Origin of the sequence: Bacillus sp. FJAT-14266, from assembly GCF_001719225.1 — a bacterium.
Classification (GTDB): domain Bacteria; phylum Bacillota; class Bacilli; order Bacillales; family Bacillaceae; genus Bacillus; species Bacillus subtilis.
Window position 1 is genome coordinate 1,808,357 of record NZ_CP017072.1, and the last position, 18,496, is coordinate 1,826,852.

21 protein-coding genes are annotated in these 18,496 nt (G+C 41.8%); 14 read left to right on the forward strand and 7 right to left on the reverse strand.

Features of this window, described 5'->3' with window-relative positions; translation table 11 throughout:
- The first annotated feature begins 46 nt into the window (after positions 1-46).
- The 8 genes from ccpN (at position 47) to BGM23_RS09495 (ending at position 8,142) form a co-directional block, all read left to right on the forward strand.
- Positions 47-685, forward strand: coding sequence for a transcriptional regulator CcpN (ccpN, locus tag BGM23_RS09460; protein ID WP_003237058.1), 639 nt, complete (start codon positions 47-49; stop codon positions 683-685).
- A gap of 25 nt (positions 686-710) precedes the next feature.
- Positions 711-1,523, forward strand: a complete 813-nt coding sequence (locus tag BGM23_RS09465; RefSeq protein WP_003230064.1) for a pyruvate, water dikinase regulatory protein — start codon at positions 711-713, stop codon at positions 1,521-1,523.
- A gap of 253 nt (positions 1,524-1,776) precedes the next feature.
- A complete protein-coding gene (locus BGM23_RS09470) occupies positions 1,777-2,271 on the forward strand; it encodes a YaiI/YqxD family protein (protein WP_003230065.1) in 495 nt (164 codons plus the stop codon).
- A gap of 33 nt (positions 2,272-2,304) precedes the next feature.
- Positions 2,305-4,116, forward strand: a complete 1,812-nt coding sequence (gene dnaG, locus BGM23_RS09475) for a DNA primase (protein ID WP_003230066.1) — start codon at positions 2,305-2,307, stop codon at positions 4,114-4,116.
- A gap of 198 nt (positions 4,117-4,314) precedes the next feature.
- Positions 4,315-5,430, forward strand: coding sequence for an RNA polymerase sigma factor RpoD (gene rpoD, locus BGM23_RS09480; protein ID WP_003226225.1), 1,116 nt, complete (start codon positions 4,315-4,317; stop codon positions 5,428-5,430).
- Between the two features lie 328 nt (positions 5,431-5,758).
- Positions 5,759-6,121 carry a cytochrome c550 gene (cccA, locus tag BGM23_RS09485; protein ID WP_003230068.1) on the forward strand — a complete coding sequence of 121 codons (363 nt, stop codon included), beginning with the start codon at positions 5,759-5,761 and terminating at the stop codon, positions 6,119-6,121.
- A 256-nt stretch (positions 6,122-6,377) separates the two neighbouring features.
- Complete coding sequence (gene trmK, locus BGM23_RS09490; RefSeq protein ID WP_003246178.1) at positions 6,378-7,028, forward strand: tRNA (adenine(22)-N(1))-methyltransferase TrmK; 651 nt, start codon at positions 6,378-6,380, stop codon at positions 7,026-7,028.
- Positions 7,021-8,142 carry a Nif3-like dinuclear metal center hexameric protein gene (locus tag BGM23_RS09495; RefSeq protein WP_029726707.1) on the forward strand — a complete coding sequence of 374 codons (1,122 nt, stop codon included), beginning with the start codon at positions 7,021-7,023 and terminating at the stop codon, positions 8,140-8,142. Before trmK ends, BGM23_RS09495 begins: the two co-directional genes overlap by 8 nt.
- Before the next feature lie 22 nt (positions 8,143-8,164).
- Here the strand turns inward: BGM23_RS09495 and BGM23_RS09500 are convergent, their stop codons facing one another.
- Both BGM23_RS09500 and BGM23_RS09505 read right to left on the reverse strand, forming a co-directional pair.
- A complete protein-coding gene (locus BGM23_RS09500) occupies positions 8,165-9,109 on the reverse strand; it encodes a 4-hydroxy-3-methylbut-2-enyl diphosphate reductase (protein WP_003246170.1) in 945 nt (314 codons plus the stop codon).
- Between the two features lie 122 nt (positions 9,110-9,231).
- Positions 9,232-9,981: a YqfQ family protein gene (locus BGM23_RS09505; protein ID WP_029726708.1), complete on the reverse strand. Its 750-nt coding sequence runs from the start codon at positions 9,979-9,981 to the stop codon at positions 9,232-9,234.
- A gap of 168 nt (positions 9,982-10,149) precedes the next feature.
- On the opposite strand from BGM23_RS09505, the gene cshB reads away from it, so the two are divergent.
- A complete protein-coding gene (gene cshB, locus BGM23_RS09510) occupies positions 10,150-11,466 on the forward strand; it encodes a DEAD-box ATP-dependent RNA helicase CshB (protein WP_004399101.1) in 1,317 nt (438 codons plus the stop codon).
- Between the two features lie 9 nt (positions 11,467-11,475).
- Entirely contained in the window at positions 11,476-12,369 is an 894-nt protein-coding gene (locus BGM23_RS09515) for a deoxyribonuclease IV (protein ID WP_009967756.1), read from the forward strand.
- 26 nt (positions 12,370-12,395) lie between these two features.
- Here BGM23_RS09515 and BGM23_RS09520 read toward each other — a convergent pair whose 3' ends face one another.
- A complete protein-coding gene (locus BGM23_RS09520; RefSeq protein WP_003230076.1) occupies positions 12,396-12,650 on the reverse strand; it encodes a DUF2624 domain-containing protein in 255 nt (84 codons plus the stop codon).
- A 115-nt stretch (positions 12,651-12,765) separates the two neighbouring features.
- On the opposite strand from BGM23_RS09520, the gene BGM23_RS09525 reads away from it, so the two are divergent.
- Positions 12,766-13,647 carry a YitT family protein gene (locus BGM23_RS09525; RefSeq protein WP_003230077.1) on the forward strand — a complete coding sequence of 294 codons (882 nt, stop codon included), beginning with the start codon at positions 12,766-12,768 and terminating at the stop codon, positions 13,645-13,647.
- A gap of 137 nt (positions 13,648-13,784) precedes the next feature.
- Positions 13,785-14,222 carry a zinc uptake transcriptional repressor Zur gene (gene zur / locus BGM23_RS09530; protein WP_003230079.1) on the forward strand — a complete coding sequence of 146 codons (438 nt, stop codon included), beginning with the start codon at positions 13,785-13,787 and terminating at the stop codon, positions 14,220-14,222.
- 42 nt (positions 14,223-14,264) lie between these two features.
- Here zur and BGM23_RS09535 read toward each other — a convergent pair whose 3' ends face one another.
- The gene (locus tag BGM23_RS09535) at positions 14,265-14,846 is read right to left on the reverse strand and encodes a nucleotidase (RefSeq protein WP_003246215.1); all 582 of its coding nucleotides are present in this window, start codon (positions 14,844-14,846) and stop codon (positions 14,265-14,267) included.
- A 132-nt stretch (positions 14,847-14,978) separates the two neighbouring features.
- Here BGM23_RS09535 and BGM23_RS09540 point away from each other — a divergent pair, with 132 nt between their 5' ends.
- A complete protein-coding gene (locus BGM23_RS09540) occupies positions 14,979-15,368 on the forward strand; it encodes a DUF308 domain-containing protein (protein WP_010886568.1) in 390 nt (129 codons plus the stop codon).
- 25 nt (positions 15,369-15,393) lie between these two features.
- Here the strand turns inward: BGM23_RS09540 and ispG are convergent, their stop codons facing one another.
- The 3 genes from ispG to BGM23_RS09555 all read right to left on the reverse strand — a co-directional run bounded on the left by ispG (position 15,394) and on the right by BGM23_RS09555 (position 17,805).
- On the reverse strand, positions 15,394-16,527 hold the full coding sequence (gene ispG / locus BGM23_RS09545; protein ID WP_010886567.1) for a flavodoxin-dependent (E)-4-hydroxy-3-methylbut-2-enyl-diphosphate synthase: 1,134 nt from the start codon (positions 16,525-16,527) through the stop codon (positions 15,394-15,396).
- A 122-nt stretch (positions 16,528-16,649) separates the two neighbouring features.
- The gene (locus BGM23_RS09550; protein WP_046663606.1) at positions 16,650-16,949 is read right to left on the reverse strand and encodes a LysM peptidoglycan-binding domain-containing protein; all 300 of its coding nucleotides are present in this window, start codon (positions 16,947-16,949) and stop codon (positions 16,650-16,652) included.
- Positions 16,950-17,043: 94 nt separating this feature from the next.
- Positions 17,044-17,805: a DUF1189 domain-containing protein gene (locus BGM23_RS09555; RefSeq protein WP_029726709.1), complete on the reverse strand. Its 762-nt coding sequence runs from the start codon at positions 17,803-17,805 to the stop codon at positions 17,044-17,046.
- A 109-nt stretch (positions 17,806-17,914) separates the two neighbouring features.
- Between BGM23_RS09555 and BGM23_RS09560 the strand changes: the two genes are divergently transcribed.
- A complete protein-coding gene (locus tag BGM23_RS09560) occupies positions 17,915-18,397 on the forward strand; it encodes a DUF456 domain-containing protein (protein ID WP_004398518.1) in 483 nt (160 codons plus the stop codon).
- Positions 18,398-18,496: the final 99 nt, after the last annotated feature.

Below are 18,496 nucleotides of genomic sequence, written 5' to 3' on the forward strand. Positions count from 1 at the left end.
TAATATGGATTATTATTTCTTTACATAGCTATGAAGTGAAAAGGTGGTGAGTACGATCGAACTAAATAAACGGCAAGAACATATTTTGCAGATTGTAAAAGAAAACGGGCCGATTACAGGGGAGCATATTGCAGAAAAGCTGAACCTAACCAGGGCGACATTGCGCCCGGATTTAGCCATACTCACCATGTCAGGATTCCTCGAGGCGCGCCCGAGAGTCGGTTATTTCTATACGGGAAAAACCGGCACACAGCTTTTGGCGGATAAACTCAAAAAGCTTCAGGTGAAAGACTTTCAATCTATCCCCGTAGTGATTCACGAAAACGTTTCTGTGTACGATGCGATTTGCACCATGTTTTTAGAAGATGTAGGTACTCTGTTTGTGGTGGACCGCGATGCTGTTTTAGTCGGGGTGCTTTCACGAAAAGACTTGCTCAGAGCGAGCATTGGCCAGCAGGAGCTTACATCGGTCCCTGTTCACATCATTATGACAAGGATGCCGAACATTACGGTGTGCAGACGCGAGGATTATGTGATGGACATTGCAAAGCACTTAATAGAAAAACAAATTGATGCACTGCCTGTCATCAAAGACACCGATAAAGGCTTTGAAGTGATCGGCAGAGTGACAAAAACAAATATGACCAAAATACTTGTCAGTTTATCTGAAAATGAAATCCTATAAGATTGCAAACTAACGGGGGGATAATATGAATAACCGCATCATCTATGTTGTATCGGATTCCGTCGGTGAAACGGCTGAATTGGTAGTAAAAGCAGCACTCAGCCAATTTAACGGATCGGCGGATGATACTCATGTAAGAAGAATTCCTTATGTTGAAGATATAGGCACTATCAATGAAGTGATTTCACTTGCAAAGGCAGACGGCGGCATTATCTGTTTTACACTCGTGGTGCCGGAAATCAGAGAATATTTGATAGCCGAAGCGGAAAAAGCAAATGTTTTATATTATGATATTATCGGCCCGTTGATTGATAAAATGGAAACAGCCTACGGTTTAACAGCGAAATACGAACCGGGGCGGGTGCGCCAGCTTGATGAAGATTATTTCAAAAAAGTGGAGGCCATCGAGTTTGCAGTTAAATACGATGATGGACGTGATCCAAGAGGGATTTTAAAAGCTGATATCGTTTTGATCGGCGTGTCAAGAACGTCTAAAACACCGCTGTCTCAATATCTCGCACACAAACGCCTGAAGGTTGCCAATGTTCCGATTGTACCGGAGGTTGATCCGCCGGAAGAACTCTTTAACGTTGATCCGAAAAAATGCATCGGTTTAAAGATTAGCCCTGATAAACTGAATCATATCAGAAAAGAACGTTTAAAATCACTCGGGCTTAATGATAAAGCGATTTATGCAAATATCAACAGAATCAAAGAGGAACTCGAGTATTTCGAAAAGATTGTGGATCGGATCGGCTGCCAGGTTGTTGATGTTTCAAATAAAGCGGTTGAGGAAACAGCAAATATTATCCATCATCTCAAAACAAAAAACATATAACTCAGGACGCTCTATCCTGGGTTTTTGGCTGTGCCAAAAGGGAATAATGAAAAACAATAGCATCTTTGTGAAGTTTGTATTATAATAAAAAATTGTGATAAAATGATTAATTTTAGGTTTAAGGATCGTGTGATACGAATAAACTATTATGGGTAAGATGTCAAGAATTTCTCCCGGAAATTTTTCGACAAATTCATATACATCCACAATAATAAAGGATGTGCGATTTTGCTTGCTTTTATGCAGGAGTTTAATGGAGGGATGGAGAATTACTCTTCTTAATGAACAAGAAAAGACGATTTTTGTCGATGCTGATGCTTGTCCGGTAAAAGATGAAATTTTACAAACAGCATCCGAGTATGAAGTTCAAGTTCTTTTTGTCGCTTCATTTGAACATTATCAGCTTTCCAGAAGCAATGAAGAAAAATGGAAGTATGTTGATCCTCATAAAGAAGCTGCTGATTTATATATCGCAAATCACGTGAAACCGGGAGATATTGTTGTGACGCAGGACATCGGATTAGCATCTCTGCTGTTGAACAGAAATGTCTCTGTTATGTCGGAAAGAGGTCGTCTTTACAAGGAAGACACGATTGATTTTGCCCTAGAGGGCCGTCATTTTTCCGGCAAACAAAGAAGAAAAGGCGTATATGCCAAAGGGCCTAAAAAATTGAATAAAGAAGATCGAGAACGATTTATTACACTGCTGCAAAAAATCCTGTCGAACGATGAAGGGATTTTGCACTAAAGCATCGAATAATGTACGACGGAGTGTTATAAGATGGGAAATCGGATACCAGATGAAATTGTGGATCAGGTGCAAAAGTCGGCAGATATCGTTGAAGTCATAGGTGATTATGTTCAATTAAAGAAGCAAGGCCGAAACTACTTTGGACTCTGTCCTTTTCATGGAGAAAGCACACCTTCGTTTTCCGTATCGCCCGACAAACAGATTTTTCATTGCTTTGGCTGCGGAGCGGGCGGCAATGTTTTCTCTTTTTTAAGGCAGATGGAAGGCTATTCTTTTGCCGAGTCGGTTTCTCACCTTGCTGACAAATACCAAATTGATTTTCCAGATGATATAACAGTCCATTCCGGAGCCCGGCCAGAGTCTTCTGGAGAACAAAAAATGGCTGAGGCACATGAGCTCCTGAAGAAATTTTACCATCATTTGTTAATAAATACAAAAGAAGGTCAAGAGGCACTGGATTATCTGCTTTCTAGGGGCTTTACGAAAGAGCTGATTAATGAATTTCAGATTGGCTATGCTCTTGATTCTTGGGACTTTATCACGAAATTCCTTGTAAAGAGGGGATTTAGTGAGGCGCAAATGGAAAAAGCGGGTCTCCTGATCAGACGCGAAGACGGAAGCGGATATTTCGACCGCTTCAGAAACCGTGTCATGTTTCCGATCCATGATCATCACGGGGCTGTTGTTGCTTTCTCAGGCAGGGCTCTTGGCAGCCAGCAGCCTAAGTATATGAACAGTCCTGAAACCCCGCTCTTTCATAAAAGCAAACTGCTTTACAATTTTTATAAGGCCCGCCTTCATATCAGAAAGCAGGAAAGAGCAGTCTTATTTGAAGGGTTTGCTGATGTCATATCGGCCGTAAGCTCGGATGTAAAGGAAAGCATAGCCACGATGGGAACGTCTCTTACAGATGATCATGTCAAGATCCTGAGAAGAAACGTCGAAGAAATCATTCTTTGCTATGACTCTGATAAAGCCGGTTATGAAGCCACCTTAAAAGCTTCGGAGCTTCTGCAAAAAAAAGGCTGCAAAGTCAGAGTTGCAATGATTCCTGACGGATTGGACCCTGATGATTACATCAAAAAATTCGGCGGGGAAAAATTTAAAAACGACATTATTGACGCAAGTGTCACCGTAATGGCGTTCAAAATGCAATATTTCCGAAAAGGAAAGAACCTGTCCGATGAAGGCGACCGCCTAGCTTACATTAAAGACGTACTGAAAGAAATCAGCACGCTTTCAGGGTCTCTAGAGCAGGAAGTCTATGTAAAGCAGCTTGCTTCAGAGTTTTCGCTTTCACAGGAGTCTTTAACTGAGCAGCTGTCTGTTTTCAGCAAGCAAAACAAACCTGCTGACAATAGCGGTGAAACTAAAACGCGGCGAGCGCATCTGACGACAAAAGCAAGGCAAAAACGTTTGCGTCCGGCGTATGAAAATGCAGAAAGGCTGTTACTCGCTCACATGCTTCGAGATCGGAGCGTCATCAAAAAAGTGATTGACCGGGTAGGGTTTCAATTTAATATTGATGAGCACCGGGCATTAGCCGCTTATCTTTATGCTTTTTATGAAGAGGGAGCCGAGCTGACGCCTCAGCATCTGATGGCCAGGGTGACGGATGATCATATAAGCCAGCTCTTGTCCGATATATTAATGCTTCAGGTTAATCAAGAGCTTAGCGAAGCCGAGTTATCAGATTATGTAAAAAAAGTGTTGAATCAAAGAAATTGGTCAATGATAAAAGAAAAAGAGGCGGAAAGAGCCGAAGCAGAAAGGCAAAAAGATTTTTTAAGAGCTGCTTCTTTGGCTCAAGAAATCGTTACATTGAACCGATCTTTAAAATAACTGGAGAACTGATGAGGAGCATTTATTGGCAATGATTCCTTGCGGAGGAGCAAATAGATCGCTTAACCTCATCATGAATTGTCATTTCATTATTCGCACATTGTTAAAGGCAGTTCACATAGAAAACGCCTGAATGGACCGAATAAGAATCATACCGCTTATAGAATTCGTTGCAAGCTTTGGAAGGAGGGATCCATAATGGCTGATAAACAAACCCACGAGACAGAATTAACATTCGACCAAGTAAAAGAGCAATTAACAGAGTCTGGTAAAAAACGTGGCGTTTTGACATATGAAGAAATTGCTGAGCGTATGTCCAGCTTTGAAATTGAATCAGACCAAATGGATGAGTATTATGAATTTTTAGGTGAACAAGGTGTTGAATTAATTAGTGAGAATGAAGAAACAGAAGATCCTAATATTCAGCAGCTTGCCAAAGCCGAAGAAGAATTTGACCTTAATGACCTAAGTGTACCGCCTGGCGTTAAAATCAATGACCCAGTTCGTATGTATTTAAAGGAAATCGGTCGGGTTAACCTTCTTTCTGCAAAAGAAGAAATCGCCTACGCTCAAAAGATTGAAGAAGGTGACGAAGAATCTAAACGCAGATTGGCTGAAGCGAACCTGCGGCTTGTTGTCAGTATCGCAAAACGGTATGTCGGACGCGGTATGCTGTTCCTTGATCTGATCCAGGAAGGAAACATGGGCCTGATGAAAGCCGTTGAAAAATTTGATTATCGCAAAGGTTATAAATTCAGTACGTATGCTACGTGGTGGATCAGACAGGCGATTACACGCGCCATTGCCGATCAGGCGAGAACGATCCGGATTCCCGTTCATATGGTTGAAACCATTAATAAATTAATCCGTGTGCAGCGTCAATTACTGCAAGACTTAGGCAGAGAACCAACACCTGAAGAAATTGCGGAAGATATGGATTTAACGCCTGAAAAAGTACGCGAAATCTTAAAGATTGCTCAAGAGCCGGTATCTCTGGAAACACCGATCGGTGAAGAGGATGACTCGCACCTTGGTGATTTCATTGAAGACCAAGAAGCAACTTCACCTTCTGACCACGCCGCATACGAGCTATTGAAAGAGCAGCTGGAAGATGTGCTTGATACGTTAACTGATCGTGAAGAAAATGTATTGCGTCTTCGATTCGGTCTTGATGACGGCCGTACAAGAACATTAGAAGAGGTCGGCAAAGTATTTGGAGTAACGAGAGAGCGTATTCGACAAATCGAAGCCAAAGCGTTGCGGAAACTAAGACATCCTAGCAGAAGTAAACGTTTGAAAGATTTCCTTGAATAAGATGGAACGGGTCTTGAAGATCCGTTCTTCTTTTTTTAAAAAGATATATGGATAATATGCCTTTATTTTACTGAAAAATGATGTCATTTGCAAATGAACATTGTGGTGAAAAATTTCAAAATCTAATTCCATATTTTCTATTGTAAGCGTATACAATACATTATACAATAGAATAAAAAGGATATTAGAGATTTAGGCATGTTTCTATTCAATTTTGTATAAAGTGTGAATAAAAAACTTTTGTATAGCAATCCATTTACTTTTTGTAAAAATAAGTTAGAATTAGAAGTGTTTACATAGGGGGAAGGATCAAAAAGGGGGAAGGGAAATGAAATGGAACCCGCTTATTCCATTTTTGCTGATCGCTGTTTTAGGAATTGGTCTAACTTTCTTTTTATCAGTAAAAGGACTTGATGACTCTCGGGAGATTGCGAGCGGAGGAGAAAGCAAATCTGCTGAAAAGAAAGATGCAAACGCTTCACCAGAAGAAATTTACAAGGCAAACTGCATCGCATGCCACGGTGAAAATTATGAAGGTGTTTCGGGTCCTAGCTTAAAAGGTGTAGGGGATAAGAAAGATGTCGCTGAAATTAAAACAAAGATCGAAAAAGGCGGTAATGGAATGCCTTCCGGTCTTGTTCCGGCCGATAAGCTGGATGATATGGCAGAGTGGGTGTCAAAAATTAAATAAAAGAACTATTTTTCTCTTTATACATTCACAGGCCGCCGAGATGTTCTCGACAGCCTTTTATTTTTGACTGCTGCGTGCAGACCCGCATCAAAAGAAATAATTTCAAAATCATTTGCTTCAGCTTGGATTCCGGGCTGATTTTTTATATGATAGTAAAGGAAAAAATGATTGAGAAAAGTTGTGATGACAAGTGAACGAATTAAAATTATCTAAACGATTGCAAACAGTAGCGGAGTACATACCGAATGGAGCGGTGATGGCCGATATCGGCTCTGACCACGCCTACCTTCCTTGTTATGCGGTGCTGAATCATAAAGCCAGCGGGGCGATTGCCGGAGAAATAACAGACGGCCCATTTTTGTCTGCAAAGCGGCAGGTTGAAAAATCAGGCTTAAACTCGCACATTTCTGTAAGGCAGGGAGACGGACTGGAAGTGATTAAAAAAGGTGAAGCTGATGCCATTACGATTGCCGGAATGGGCGGGGCTTTGATCGCTCACATTTTAGAAGCGGGCAAAGACAAATTAACGGGGAAGGAACGGCTCATTTTACAGCCGAATATTCATGCTGTTCATATCAGGGAGTGGCTTTATAAAGAAAGATATGCGCTGATAGATGAGGTAATCCTTGAAGAGGACGGAAAGTGCTATGAGGTGCTGGTGGCAGAAGCGGGAGACAGGGATGCGGCTTATGACGGTATTTCTTTATCAGCCGGGATGCTCGTTGGCCCTTTCTTGGCAAAAGAAAAAAATGCTGTCTTTTTGAAAAAGTGGACACAAGAGCTTCAGCACACTCAAAGCATTTATGAACAGATCAGCCAAGCGGCGGATACAGAGCAAAACAAACAAAAATTAAAGGAGCTCGCCGATCGAATGGAGCTGTTAAAGGAGGTAATCGATCATGGCTAAAAGTGTAAATGGGCAGCAGATCATCCAGCTGTTTGAACAATTTTCCCCGAAAGCCTATGCGGTTGAAGGAGATAAAATCGGCCTGCAAATCGGCACCTTAAACAAACCAATTAAAAATGTGATGGTTACACTTGATGTGTTAGAGAGCGTTATCGATGAAGCGATTGAAAAAGAGGTTGACTTGATTATTGCACACCATCCACCAATTTTCCGGCCGCTAAAGCATATTTCAACAGATCAGCCTGCCGGAAGGTTAATTGAAAAGTGTTTGAAGCATGATATTGCTGTTTATGCAGCTCATACAAATTTAGACGTTGCGGACGGCGGTGTGAATGATTTGCTTGCTGAAGCATTAGAGCTGAGTGAGACGGAAGTGCTGGCACCTACTTATACGGATCCTCTGAAAAAGCTGGCAGTTTACGTGCCGAAGGAATATGAAGAGCAGGTCAGAGCCGCGCTCGGAAATGCGGGGGCCGGCCATATCGGTGAATACAGCCATTGCGCGTTTTCATCTGAAGGAATCGGCAGCTTTAAGCCATTGGACGGAGCTAAGCCTTTTATCGGTGAAGTGGGAGAGCTTGAGCTTGTTCATGAAGTAAGGCTTGAGACTGTATTTCCTAAAAGCGTCGAAAAGGCTGTTATCAATGCAATGATAAAAAGCCATCCATATGAAGAAGTCGCTTACGATATCTATCCTGTCGAACAGACTCCCGCCGAAAAAGGGCTCGGCCGTGTCGGAACCCTTAAAAATGAGATGACGCTCAAGGAATTCGCTTTATTTGTGAAAGACAAGCTTGACGTCAATGGTGTCAGAATGGTTGGGGATGCTGACAGCATGGTGAAAAAAGTAGCTGTTCTTGGCGGAGATGGAAACAAGTATATTCATCATGCAAAACGAAAGGGAGCCGATGTTTACGTCACAGGAGATTTATACTTCCATGTGGCCCATGATGCGATGATGCTTGGCCTAAATGTGGTTGATCCGGGCCATTACGCGGAAAAAATCATGAAAGAAGGCGTCACGAGAAAACTTACATCAATGTGTAATGATAAAAAGTTTGGCGTGAATATCTTTGTTTCTGAAACAGATACAAATCCATTTACATTTCTATAAAAAAACTGAGGCTTTTACAGCCTCAGTTTTTTGCTTTTACTTTTGGAAGTATTTTTTTGAGCGGTATATTATGTTCAGTTGTCCAAGTTGATGGATCTTCGTGATCAAACTGCTCTAAAAAGCGAATGACTTCTTTTGTGATCGGCGTCGGTGTTGAAGCTCCCGCTGTAACTGCAACGGTATTAACGCCTTTCAGCCATTCGAGCTTCAATTCGCTTAAGTCGCCGATCCGGTATGCTTTTGTCCCGGCTATTTCCTCTGACACTTGAGCAAGCCTATTTGAATTGTTGCTTTTCGGGTCTCCGACAACGATTGTTAAGTCCGCTTTTTTTGCCTGCTCTGATACAGCTTCCTGCCGCACTTGAGTAGCGAGGCAAATCTCTTGGTGATATTCGACATGAGGATATTTTTCTTTGACAAGCTCCATAATGTCGTGAACATCCCATTGAGACATTGTTGTTTGATTCGTCACGATTAACTTCTCAGATTGGATATCAAGGTTCTTTACATCTTCTTCTGTTTCAACTAAGTGAACGATCTCCGGCGCTACGCCAACGGCTCCCTCAGGCTCTGGATGCCCTTTTTTGCCGATATAGATCACGTGATATCCTTTTTCTTTCATCTCTAAGATTAGATTATGAGTTTTTGTCACATCCGGACATGTAGCATCAATTGCGACTAACCCTTTTTCTTCTGCGATTCTTCTGACTTCGGGAGAAACACCGTGCGCAGTGAAAATGACAGTTCCTTTGTCAACCTGCTTTAAGATGTCCAGACGGTTAGAGCCGTCCAATGTAAAAATCCCTTCCTCTTCAAACGCATCAGTGACGTGTTTATTATGAACAATCATCCCGAGTATATAGATGGGTCTTGGCAAGCTTTTATCTAGTGACGCATTTTTGGCAATGACCATAGCATCAACAACACCATAGCAATAGCCGCGCGGTGAAATTTTAATTACGTCCATTTTCGGTTGTCCTCCAATACTGAAGTGAGTAAAGGCAATATAAAAAGCCGTAATCAAACGGCTCTATTCTTGCATTCTTCTGATCTCATTATAGCCAATCTCACTTCAGATATCAAAGAATGTTAAATATATAATCTCGGTTTTGAACTGCCTGATGTTCTTTTCGGAGCAGGAGAGGCAGCTTCCTTTTTCTTCGGGGCAGATGTTTTTGATTCTTGTTCTTTATTGTCAGTTGTTTTAGATTTTTTTGGGAGAGAAGAACTTTTTGGTTTTGATTTTTTGTTCCCATCTGAGGTTTTTGTTTCAGTCTCTTTTTCTTTTTCTGATGATTCTTCTGAAACGGATTGTTTTTCACTTTCCTCATTGGCCTCTGTCTCAGTATCATCACTTTTACTTAATTGGCTGTACAGCTTCATCATTGCTGGCAGATTGCGGACTAATGGGCCGTACTGCTGGATCATAGGGGTGACTTGCTGCGCCATGCCGAGTACTTTTTGCACATTTCCAAGCATACTGGATAATGATGCAGGATTGGCAATATTTTGAATGCCTTGCAGGCCAGCACCTCCGCTCGCTGCTGCACCTGCTCCTGGAATTCCGGGAACCCCGGCGCTGCCAGCGCCTCCTCCGCCGGGGAGGAACCTTGACAGCATTCCTTTTAAGCCTCCGCCTGCACCTGCACCTGCACCATTTCTCGCTCCGGCATTTGCCTGAGGAAGAAATTGTCCGGCTTGCTGAAAACCTTGCTGCTGTGCTCCAAATGAAGGTCCTCGCATATTAGGCGGTCTTCTGCCCATCATTCGCTGATTTGGCATGGGGCGGGGCGGTCCGGGCTGTGGGTAATTTCTCATTGGCTGCTGCGGTGAAAACATACTTGTACCTCCTTTCAGCTCTCTCTGCTATTAGAATATGCATGGGCTGCGGTATTTGCTTTACATAACTGAATAAAACAAACGCCTTGCAAACGTGGTGTTTTTAAGCAAAATCGGGTATAATGTGATGATGGACACATAATGTGCCGCTTTAAGGAGCTGGGAAAAATGAAAGAAACGAAATTTGAACTTTATGAATTGAAACCATTTATTATAGATGCAGTACATCGCCTTGGTTTTTACGAACCGACTGATATCCAGAAAAGGCTGATTCCTGCAGTGTTAAAAAAAGAAAGCGTCATCGGCCAGTCTCAGACGGGTACTGGAAAGACTCACGCTTATTTACTGCCTTTATTAAACAAAATCGATCCTGCTAAGGATGTCGTTCAGGTAGTCATTACGGCTCCGACAAGAGAGCTTGCCAACCAGATTTATCAGGAAGCGCTTAAAATCACGCAGGGTGAAGAAGGAAGTCAGATTCGCTCGAAATGTTTTATCGGAGGCACTGATAAACAAAAATCAATTGATAAATTGAAAATACAGCCGCATCTTGTTGTCGGTACACCTGGACGGATTGCTGACTTAATCAAAGAACAGGCGTTAAGTGTTCATAAAGCGGAATCTCTTGTTATTGATGAAGCGGATTTAATGCTGGACATGGGATTCCTTGCAGATGTAGATTACATCGGTTCCCGCATGCCTGAGGATCTGCAAATGCTTGTGTTCTCAGCGACCATACCGGAAAAGCTGAAACCATTCTTGAAGAAATACATGGAAAATCCGAAATACGCCCATGTGGAGCCAAAACAGGTGACTGCTGCGAAAATCGAGCATATCCTCATTCCTTCGAAACATCGTGACAAGGACAAGCTCCTTTTTGACATCATGTCGCATCTGAATCCATACCTGGGGATTGTGTTTGCCAACACGAAAAATACGGCTGACCATATTGCCCAGTATCTGACTGGCAAAGGCATGAAAATCGGCTTGCTGCACGGCGGATTAACACCACGTGAGCGGAAAAAAGTCATGAAGCAGATCAATGATTTGGAATTCACATATATCATTGCAACTGACCTTGCCGCAAGAGGTATTGATATTAAAGGTGTCAGCCATGTTATCAACTATGAGCTGCCGGATGATCTCGATTTCTATGTTCACCGTGTGGGCAGAACGGCTCGTGCCGGCTCATCAGGACAAGCGATGACCATTTATGAGCTTACTGATGAGGATGCATTAGTAAGACTTGAAAAAATGGGCATCGAATTTGAGTACTTAGAGCTTGAAAAGGGCGAATGGAAAAAAGGCGATGACCGTCAGCGCCGCAAAAAACGTAAAAAAACGCCGAATGAAGCGGATGAAATTGCTCATCGTCTCGTGAAAAAGCCGAAGAAGGTTAAGCCTGGGTATAAAAAGAAAATGAGCTATGAGATGGAGAAAATCAAGAAAAAACAGAGAAGAAACCAATCTAAGAAAAGAAAGTAGGGGAACCTGTTGCTGAGAATAGGCTCACACGTCTCTATGAGCGGAAAACATATGCTTCTGGCTGCAAGCCAGGAAGCAGTCTCTTATGGGGCGAATACGTTTATGATCTATACAGGCGCACCGCAAAATACGCGCCGAAAGAAAATTGAAGACTTAAATATAGAAGCAGGCCGGGCACATATGCAAGAAAACGGCATTGACGAGATTATCGTACACGCGCCTTATATTATTAATATTGGCAACACGACAAATCCGTCCACTTTTGAGCTGGGTGTTGATTTTCTTCGTTCAGAAATTGAACGGACAGCGGCCATCGGAGCGAAGCAAATTGTCCTTCATCCTGGCGCTCACGTAGGGGCAGGAGCTGAAGCCGGCATCAAAAAAATTATTGAAGGCTTAAATGAAGTGATTGATCCGAATCAAAATGTCCAGATTGCATTAGAAACAATGGCTGGAAAAGGATCAGAATGCGGCAGAAGCTTTGAGGAGCTTGCGCAGATTATCGAAGGCGTTACACACAATGAGCAGCTGTCAGTGTGCTTTGACACGTGCCATACACATGATGCCGGGTATAACATTGTCGAAGACTTTGACGGAGTGCTAAATGAGTTCGATAAAATCATTGGCATTGACCGTATTAAAGTGCTTCATATCAATGACAGCAAAAATGTCAAAGGTGCGAGAAAAGACCGCCATGAAAATATTGGCTTTGGTGAAATAGGTTTTGACGCACTGCAATATGTTGTTCACCATGAGCAGTTAAAAGACATTCCAAAAATTCTTGAAACACCATACGTCGGTGAAGATAAAAAGAACAAAAAACCGCCATACCGTTTTGAGATTGAAATGCTGAAAGAAAAACAATTTGATGATACATTGCTTGAAAAGATTTTACAGCAATAAAAAATGGGGGATAACACCCCCATTTTTTAGCTTGTAAATTGTTTGAATAGTTCATTAACTGTTTGAGCTGTTTCTTTCGATGTAATCGTCTCTACTTGTTTCAGCAGCCGCATTCGTTCACTCTCATTAAAGATGTTTACATTTTTCCCGTATAACAGGTTCGCTACTTCAACGGCCTGCGATCTTGTTAAGCTGATTCCGTATTGTTTTGAGTACTTCAGCAAATCATCAGCAGTAGCCTGATTAAGCCGCTGCAAAATAATTCTTTGAAATAAAATCATCGGTCATTCCACCTCCAGACTTAATGTATGGGCAAATCAGTAAAATGTGTCAGTGTTTAATGGTAAAATAGATTTATAATGTATTTAAAATAGTTATTGCAGGAAAGGAGATTTTATGACCCCAACAAAACAACATAAGAAAGAAACATTTACCCATTTTATTTTCAGGGTCTTTATGATTCTGGTAGGAGCTGCATCTGCGGCTGTAAGTATTGAATTATTTTTAATCCCCAATGATTTTATTGATGGCGGGATTATCGGTGTATCTCTTATTTTAGACCACCTCTTTATGTCAAACCCCTTTCTGAATTTCGCTTTTTTCGTTGTCATATTAAATATTCCTTTTATGATCTTCGGATATAAATATATCGGTAAGACCTTTCTAGTCTCTACGTTTATAGGGATTGTCGGGCTTGCCGTTATTGAATCCTCACTTCACCATGTAGAAGCCATTACAACCCAGCCTATTTTGGCTACTGTGTTCGGAGGTCTTTTACTCGGCTTTGGCGTCGGGCTTGTTATTCGAAATGGAGGTTCAATGGATGGTACAGAAATTCTCGGTATTTTGCTGACCAAAAAACTCCCGTTTTCTGTAGGTGAGTTCGTTATGTTCATCAATGTGTTCATTTTCATTTGGGCAGTTTTTGTGTTCGGTCCTGAGCAAGCGATGTACTCATTCATGACTTATTATATTGCGATGAAAACGATTGATGCCGTGATCCAAGGGCTTGATGAAACAAAAGCTGTCATTATTGTGTCTGAGCAGTATGATGAGATTTCCGACGCGATTTTGCACCGTCTCGGTCGGGGCACAACGAAGCTGAAGGGGAAAGGCGGATATACGGACGAAGAAAAAGACGTAATTTACGCGGTTGTCACAAGGCTGGAAGTGACAAAGCTCAAATCGATCGTGTTTGAAGTTGATCAAAATGCATTCATAACAATTATGAATACTCATGAAACGAGAGGCGGAAAATTCAAAAACGCAATCCACTAGGCTTTCATTTACTTTTATTCATTTTATGGGTATAATTTTATCTGCAGTAAAGAAAATGGCTTGCTGGACAGACAGCTGCCATTTTCTTTTTCATACATGTGATACGTTCTTAAGCAAAGCGAAAAGGGGGACCCTTCATGAACGTACAAGAAGCGCTGAACCTACTAAAAGAAAACGGATATAAATATACAAACAAACGGGAGGATATGCTGCAGCTTTTTGCTGATTCAGACAGATATCTTACCGCTAAAAACGTACTGTCTGCACTGAATGATGATTATCCAGGCTTAAGCTTTGATACAATCTACAGAAATCTTTCTTTATATGAAGAACTTGGGATTTTGGAAACAACTGAGCTGTCCGGTGAAAAGCTCTTCCGATTTAAGTGTTCATTCACCCATCACCACCATCATTTTATTTGTCTTGCCTGCGGCAAAACAAAGGAAATTGAATCATGTCCGATGGACAAGCTTTGTGATGATTTGGATGGCTATCAGGTCAGCGGACATAAATTTGAGATTTACGGCACATGCCCTGATTGTACAGCGGAAAACCAAGACAACACTACTGCGTAAAATGCGTATATATGAAAAAGGGGCCCGGTTTGGGCTCCTTTTTCAGTTATTGACGCGTATTAAGTGATGCTTGTTGTTGTTCATCCATTGAACGGCTTCTAGCCAGTTGTTTACTCTGATGATGTTTGAATCAATCGGAAGCTGATTATAAGGGGAATTGAACAAAATCACCGGTATCCCGGCTTCTTTCGCAATCATCATGGCGTTACCGTGATGATCCTCAAAAAACAGGTCGATGTTATGATTCTTGACCGCTTCAACTTTGTGATGACCGCCAACGAGTTCGATGTGGTCATAATGAATGTTTTGTCTGTCAAACCATTCATAGGTAATATCAGTTAAATGAGTCCGTCTCGCTGTAATATAAATAAGCTTGTGCTCCTCTTTGAGAAGATCAAGTGACTGTTTCGCATGCTGTGCAAGCAATGCTTCCTTATATATGATCGCTTCATTTTGATTCATCCAATCCCAAAATTCTTCCTGGGTAATGTTTAACAGCTTTGTTAAATCATAATCCGTCATATCGTTTAATGAAATGGAAAGATTAAACGAACGGTTCAAATAAGGGACGAATGTATCCTGAGCCGTGATTGTGCCGTCAATATCTATTCCTAAGCGTAACATGCCCACACTCCTTCAGTTTCATCCCTTCAAGTGTAACATAAACAATTGACATTAACAGAAAAGTTTAGCAAACATGAATCAGGCAAAATGGATCAAACTATAAAAGCTCCTTTAATAAAACAGAAGGGGGAATTGAAGGTGGCAAACGATTACGAAAAGCGTGATAACAACAGTTACTATGTTGATCATGGATCTGAAGGGACAAATATTACCCGTGACAATGACGGTTTTTTTGAGGAAACAGCTGCTGAAATCGCAGAGCCTTATCGTGCTGCTGACCGCAGCAATGACCAAGACAATGATCGCAGCGGCGGCAATGTCAATGAAGGACGGGGAATAGGATATATCGCTTTAGCCTTGTCTATTATTTCATTGTTTGTACTGCCTGTTTTATTGGGAGCTGCCGGTATTATTGTCGGCTATATCGCAAGAAGAAGAGGTGCTCAAGGCCTTGGCGCCTGGGCAATGGGTATCGGTGTCGTTTCATTAGTGCTTGGAATATTTATTATTCCATTTTTCTAACACAAAAAAGCTTGACGGGTTCCCGTCAAGCTTTTTGTGTTTCTTCTTTTAATTTTGCTTTTTCAGCTTCAAGTTTTGCGTAGTGTTCCTCAGCAAGAATGTCAATTTCTTTTTTGAGTTCTTCTACCATCGTTTCCTCTGGAACCTTACGGACAATTTTCCCTTTCCGGAACAGCAGTCCTTCACCGCGTGCGCCGGCGATTCCGATATCAGCTTCTCTCGCTTCACCAGGTCCGTTTACAGCGCAGCCGAGAACAGCAACTTTAATCGGCGCTTTTATCTTAGAAATATACTCTTCCACTTCATTGGCAATGCTGATTAGATCAATTTCAATACGGCCGCAAGTCGGGCATGAGATGAGCGTGGCAGCATTGGAGGCTAAGCCGAAAGATTTCAGAAGCTCCCTTGCTACTTTTACCTCTTCTACAGGGTCTGCGCTTAGTGAAATGCGCATGGTGTTCCCGATGCCTTTGCTTAAAATGGCGCCGAGTCCTGCTGCGCTCTTTACTGTGCCGGCAAACAGTGTTCCTGACTCGGTGATCCCGAGGTGAAGCGGGTAGTCAAACGCTTTCGCCGCTTTTTCATAAGCCTCGATTGCAAGGTTCACGTCAGAGGCCTTCATGCTGACAATAATATCGTGAAAATCAAGATCCTCAAGAATTTTAATGTGATGAAGTGCGCTTTCTACCATTCCATCGGCAGTCGGATAACCGTATTTTTCTAAAATGCGTTTTTCCAATGAACCGGCGTTTACTCCGATTCTGATCGGAATGCCTTTGTCTTTGGCCGCTTTAACAACCGCTTCAACTTTTTCGCGCCGGCCGATGTTGCCGGGGTTGATTCGGATTTTATCTGCGCCGCCTTCAATGGCTTTCAACGCAAGTTTATAATCGAAATGTATGTCAACAACGAGAGGAATGGAAATGCGCTTTTTAATATCCGCAATGGCGTTTGCTGCCCGTTCATCCGGACATGCTACCCGAACGATTTGGCATCCGGCTTCAGCCAAACGGTTAATTTCCGCAACCGTTGCTTCTACATCATGTGTTTTCGTTGTTGTCATGCTTTGGATGACAACTTCATTGTTGCCGCCTATTGTTAAAGGTCCCACTTTGACGGGACGCGTTTTTGTACGATGTGTGATTTCACTCACTTGCAATCGCTCCTTAATTGTAGTTGCCGCTTCTAGATATAACAATTCTAGTATGGTTTATGTGAATTTATTTTACAAATTACATTGTAACAGTGTCTTCGCCGAACTGACAAGAAATTAACGTTAAATTAAGGGTAGACCGGGAATTTATACGCTGTTCCCGCTTGAATGGCATTGGCTTTCACATTTGGATTCAGTGCTTCAAAATCCTTTACAATGTCATCCGGAGAACCTGCTGATCCGACTATCGACATAACCGTATCACCCGGTTTTACCTTCACCGTTTTATAAGCCGGTTCTTGTGCAGCCGTTTTTGCTGATGCTTCATAGACAGGGAGGTCCTGAATGGGTAGGGTTCCAATTTTAAGGTCATAAAAAAGAATAAAAAGTATAAAAACAATGCTGCATACTAAGGTGAGACGCTTCATCGCTTTTCCTCCCGCATACGAAATTTTATATCATAGTATGCTTGTCCATTTCGATTCATGACAAAAGAAAAGAGACTGCGAATGCAGCCTCGGTTTATACAGCAGCTTTTTTGGACGGAATCTCTTTTAAAACGAGAAACAGGATGACAAAATTGACAAACCAGTTCAGCAAAAATTCACTTGGTACGGTTGCTTCTAATGCCCGCATGATTGTAAAGAATACAGTTGAAAGGGTGATGGAATAAGCAGAAAGCTTCCAGAGCTGATGATAGGATAAATGTTTTTTCTGCGAATTCTTAATGATTAACCCGATAAGCGCTAAAAACGATACTTCAATAAATTTTCCCGCTGCTGTTACGAGAAAAATAAGAGCTGAGAGAACAGTTACAATCATCGCTTTATTTTGGTTTAACCCTGCAATGACATCTTTTTTCTGTAACTCTGACGGCATCATTGAGTAAGACATTTCTTGGGCCTGTCCGTCAATGGCCAAAACAAATTTGTTCTGAAGGATGCCGATCGCGTTTTGCTTTGCTTCAATTTGTTCAGTGCCATAGGAGTCTGTCGGATCGAACACGATAACGAAACCATTTGCTTGAGATTCCGTGGCTTTTTTCTCATTCGTTTGAAGTTTGCCGTTTGAAATTGTGAAATCAGGGAAATCTTTGTTTAAAACAGTTTTAAAGCCGTTCATTGATTTTACGGTCCCTGTACTTACATAATAAGCGGTAGGGATTGCAAACAGGACAGAGAGCAAAAATACATAAAGAATCGCTTTTCCGATTCCTTGAAATCTTGTTTTTGCAATATCACGGGGAGAGTATGTACTTTTAATGAAAAGCTGAAACACATTCACTATCTTCACTTCCTAGCTAAACTAATATATGTTGCTTATTGTATCGTTGCATGCGTGTGAATACAAGGAAGACATGAAGAAGACAGAGTAAAATGGGAGGATGGAAGCTATGGATATGTTGTATTGGCTGTTAATTGCAGCGGTTTTTATCATTGCCTTTATCGGGCTGGTGTATCCTGTTATTCCAAGCGTAGTATTTATTGTTGCCGGATTTGTATTGTACGGATTTTTATTTTCATTCAGTCCGTATTCTTATATGTTCTGGCTTGTTGAGGCAGTTTTTGCCGCAGTATTATTCGCAGCAGATTACGTGTCGAATCTGCTTGGAGTAAAAAGGTTCGGAGGAAGCAAAGCTGCCATATGGGGAAGCACGATCGGTTTATTAATCGGGCCTTTTGTCATTCCGGTTGCAGGGATCATATTGGGTCCGTTTATCGGGGCTGTTTGCGCAGAACTTATCGTCCATCAGAAGGACTTAAAGTCAGCGTTTAAAATTGGCCTCGGCTCACTCATTGGTTTTTTAACAGGGGTTATTGCCAAGGGCATCATACAGCTTTTGATGATCGGATACTTTTTATGGACGGTCCTATAAGAAATGCTGGCGGCAGGTTTAATGGGGCAGATTATCGGTTAAAGTGAAATATGTCCGCTGAAATGAGCCAAATCGTGAGCTTTTTCATTGATTACAAAG

What these genes read in the sequence shown, in the direction of transcription:
- BGM23_RS09470 (WP_003230065.1), top strand. Translation starts at nt 1,777, where the DNA reads ATGGAGGGATGGAGAATTACTCTTCTTAATGAACAAGAAAAGACGATT.
- cshB (WP_004399101.1), top strand. Translation starts at nt 10,150, where the DNA reads ATGAAAGAAACGAAATTTGAACTTTATGAATTGAAACCATTTATTATA.
- cccA (WP_003230068.1), top strand. Translation starts at nt 5,759, where the DNA reads ATGAAATGGAACCCGCTTATTCCATTTTTGCTGATCGCTGTTTTAGGA.
- BGM23_RS09525 (WP_003230077.1), top strand. Translation starts at nt 12,766, where the DNA reads ATGACCCCAACAAAACAACATAAGAAAGAAACATTTACCCATTTTATT.
- zur (WP_003230079.1), top strand. Translation starts at nt 13,785, where the DNA reads ATGAACGTACAAGAAGCGCTGAACCTACTAAAAGAAAACGGATATAAA.
- BGM23_RS09465 (WP_003230064.1), top strand. Translation starts at nt 711, where the DNA reads ATGAATAACCGCATCATCTATGTTGTATCGGATTCCGTCGGTGAAACG.
- BGM23_RS09550 (WP_046663606.1), bottom strand. Translation starts at nt 16,949, where the DNA reads ATGAAGCGTCTCACCTTAGTATGCAGCATTGTTTTTATACTTTTTATT.
- dnaG (WP_003230066.1), top strand. Translation starts at nt 2,305, where the DNA reads ATGGGAAATCGGATACCAGATGAAATTGTGGATCAGGTGCAAAAGTCG.
- rpoD (WP_003226225.1), top strand. Translation starts at nt 4,315, where the DNA reads ATGGCTGATAAACAAACCCACGAGACAGAATTAACATTCGACCAAGTA.
- BGM23_RS09560 (WP_004398518.1), top strand. Translation starts at nt 17,915, where the DNA reads ATGGATATGTTGTATTGGCTGTTAATTGCAGCGGTTTTTATCATTGCC.
- BGM23_RS09505 (WP_029726708.1), bottom strand. Translation starts at nt 9,981, where the DNA reads ATGTTTTCACCGCAGCAGCCAATGAGAAATTACCCACAGCCCGGACCG.
- BGM23_RS09520 (WP_003230076.1), bottom strand. Translation starts at nt 12,650, where the DNA reads ATGATTTTATTTCAAAGAATTATTTTGCAGCGGCTTAATCAGGCTACT.
- BGM23_RS09535 (WP_003246215.1), bottom strand. Translation starts at nt 14,846, where the DNA reads ATGTTACGCTTAGGAATAGATATTGACGGCACAATCACGGCTCAGGAT.
- BGM23_RS09500 (WP_003246170.1), bottom strand. Translation starts at nt 9,109, where the DNA reads ATGGACGTAATTAAAATTTCACCGCGCGGCTATTGCTATGGTGTTGTT.
- trmK (WP_003246178.1), top strand. Translation starts at nt 6,378, where the DNA reads ATGGCCGATATCGGCTCTGACCACGCCTACCTTCCTTGTTATGCGGTG.
- BGM23_RS09495 (WP_029726707.1), top strand. Translation starts at nt 7,021, where the DNA reads ATGGCTAAAAGTGTAAATGGGCAGCAGATCATCCAGCTGTTTGAACAA.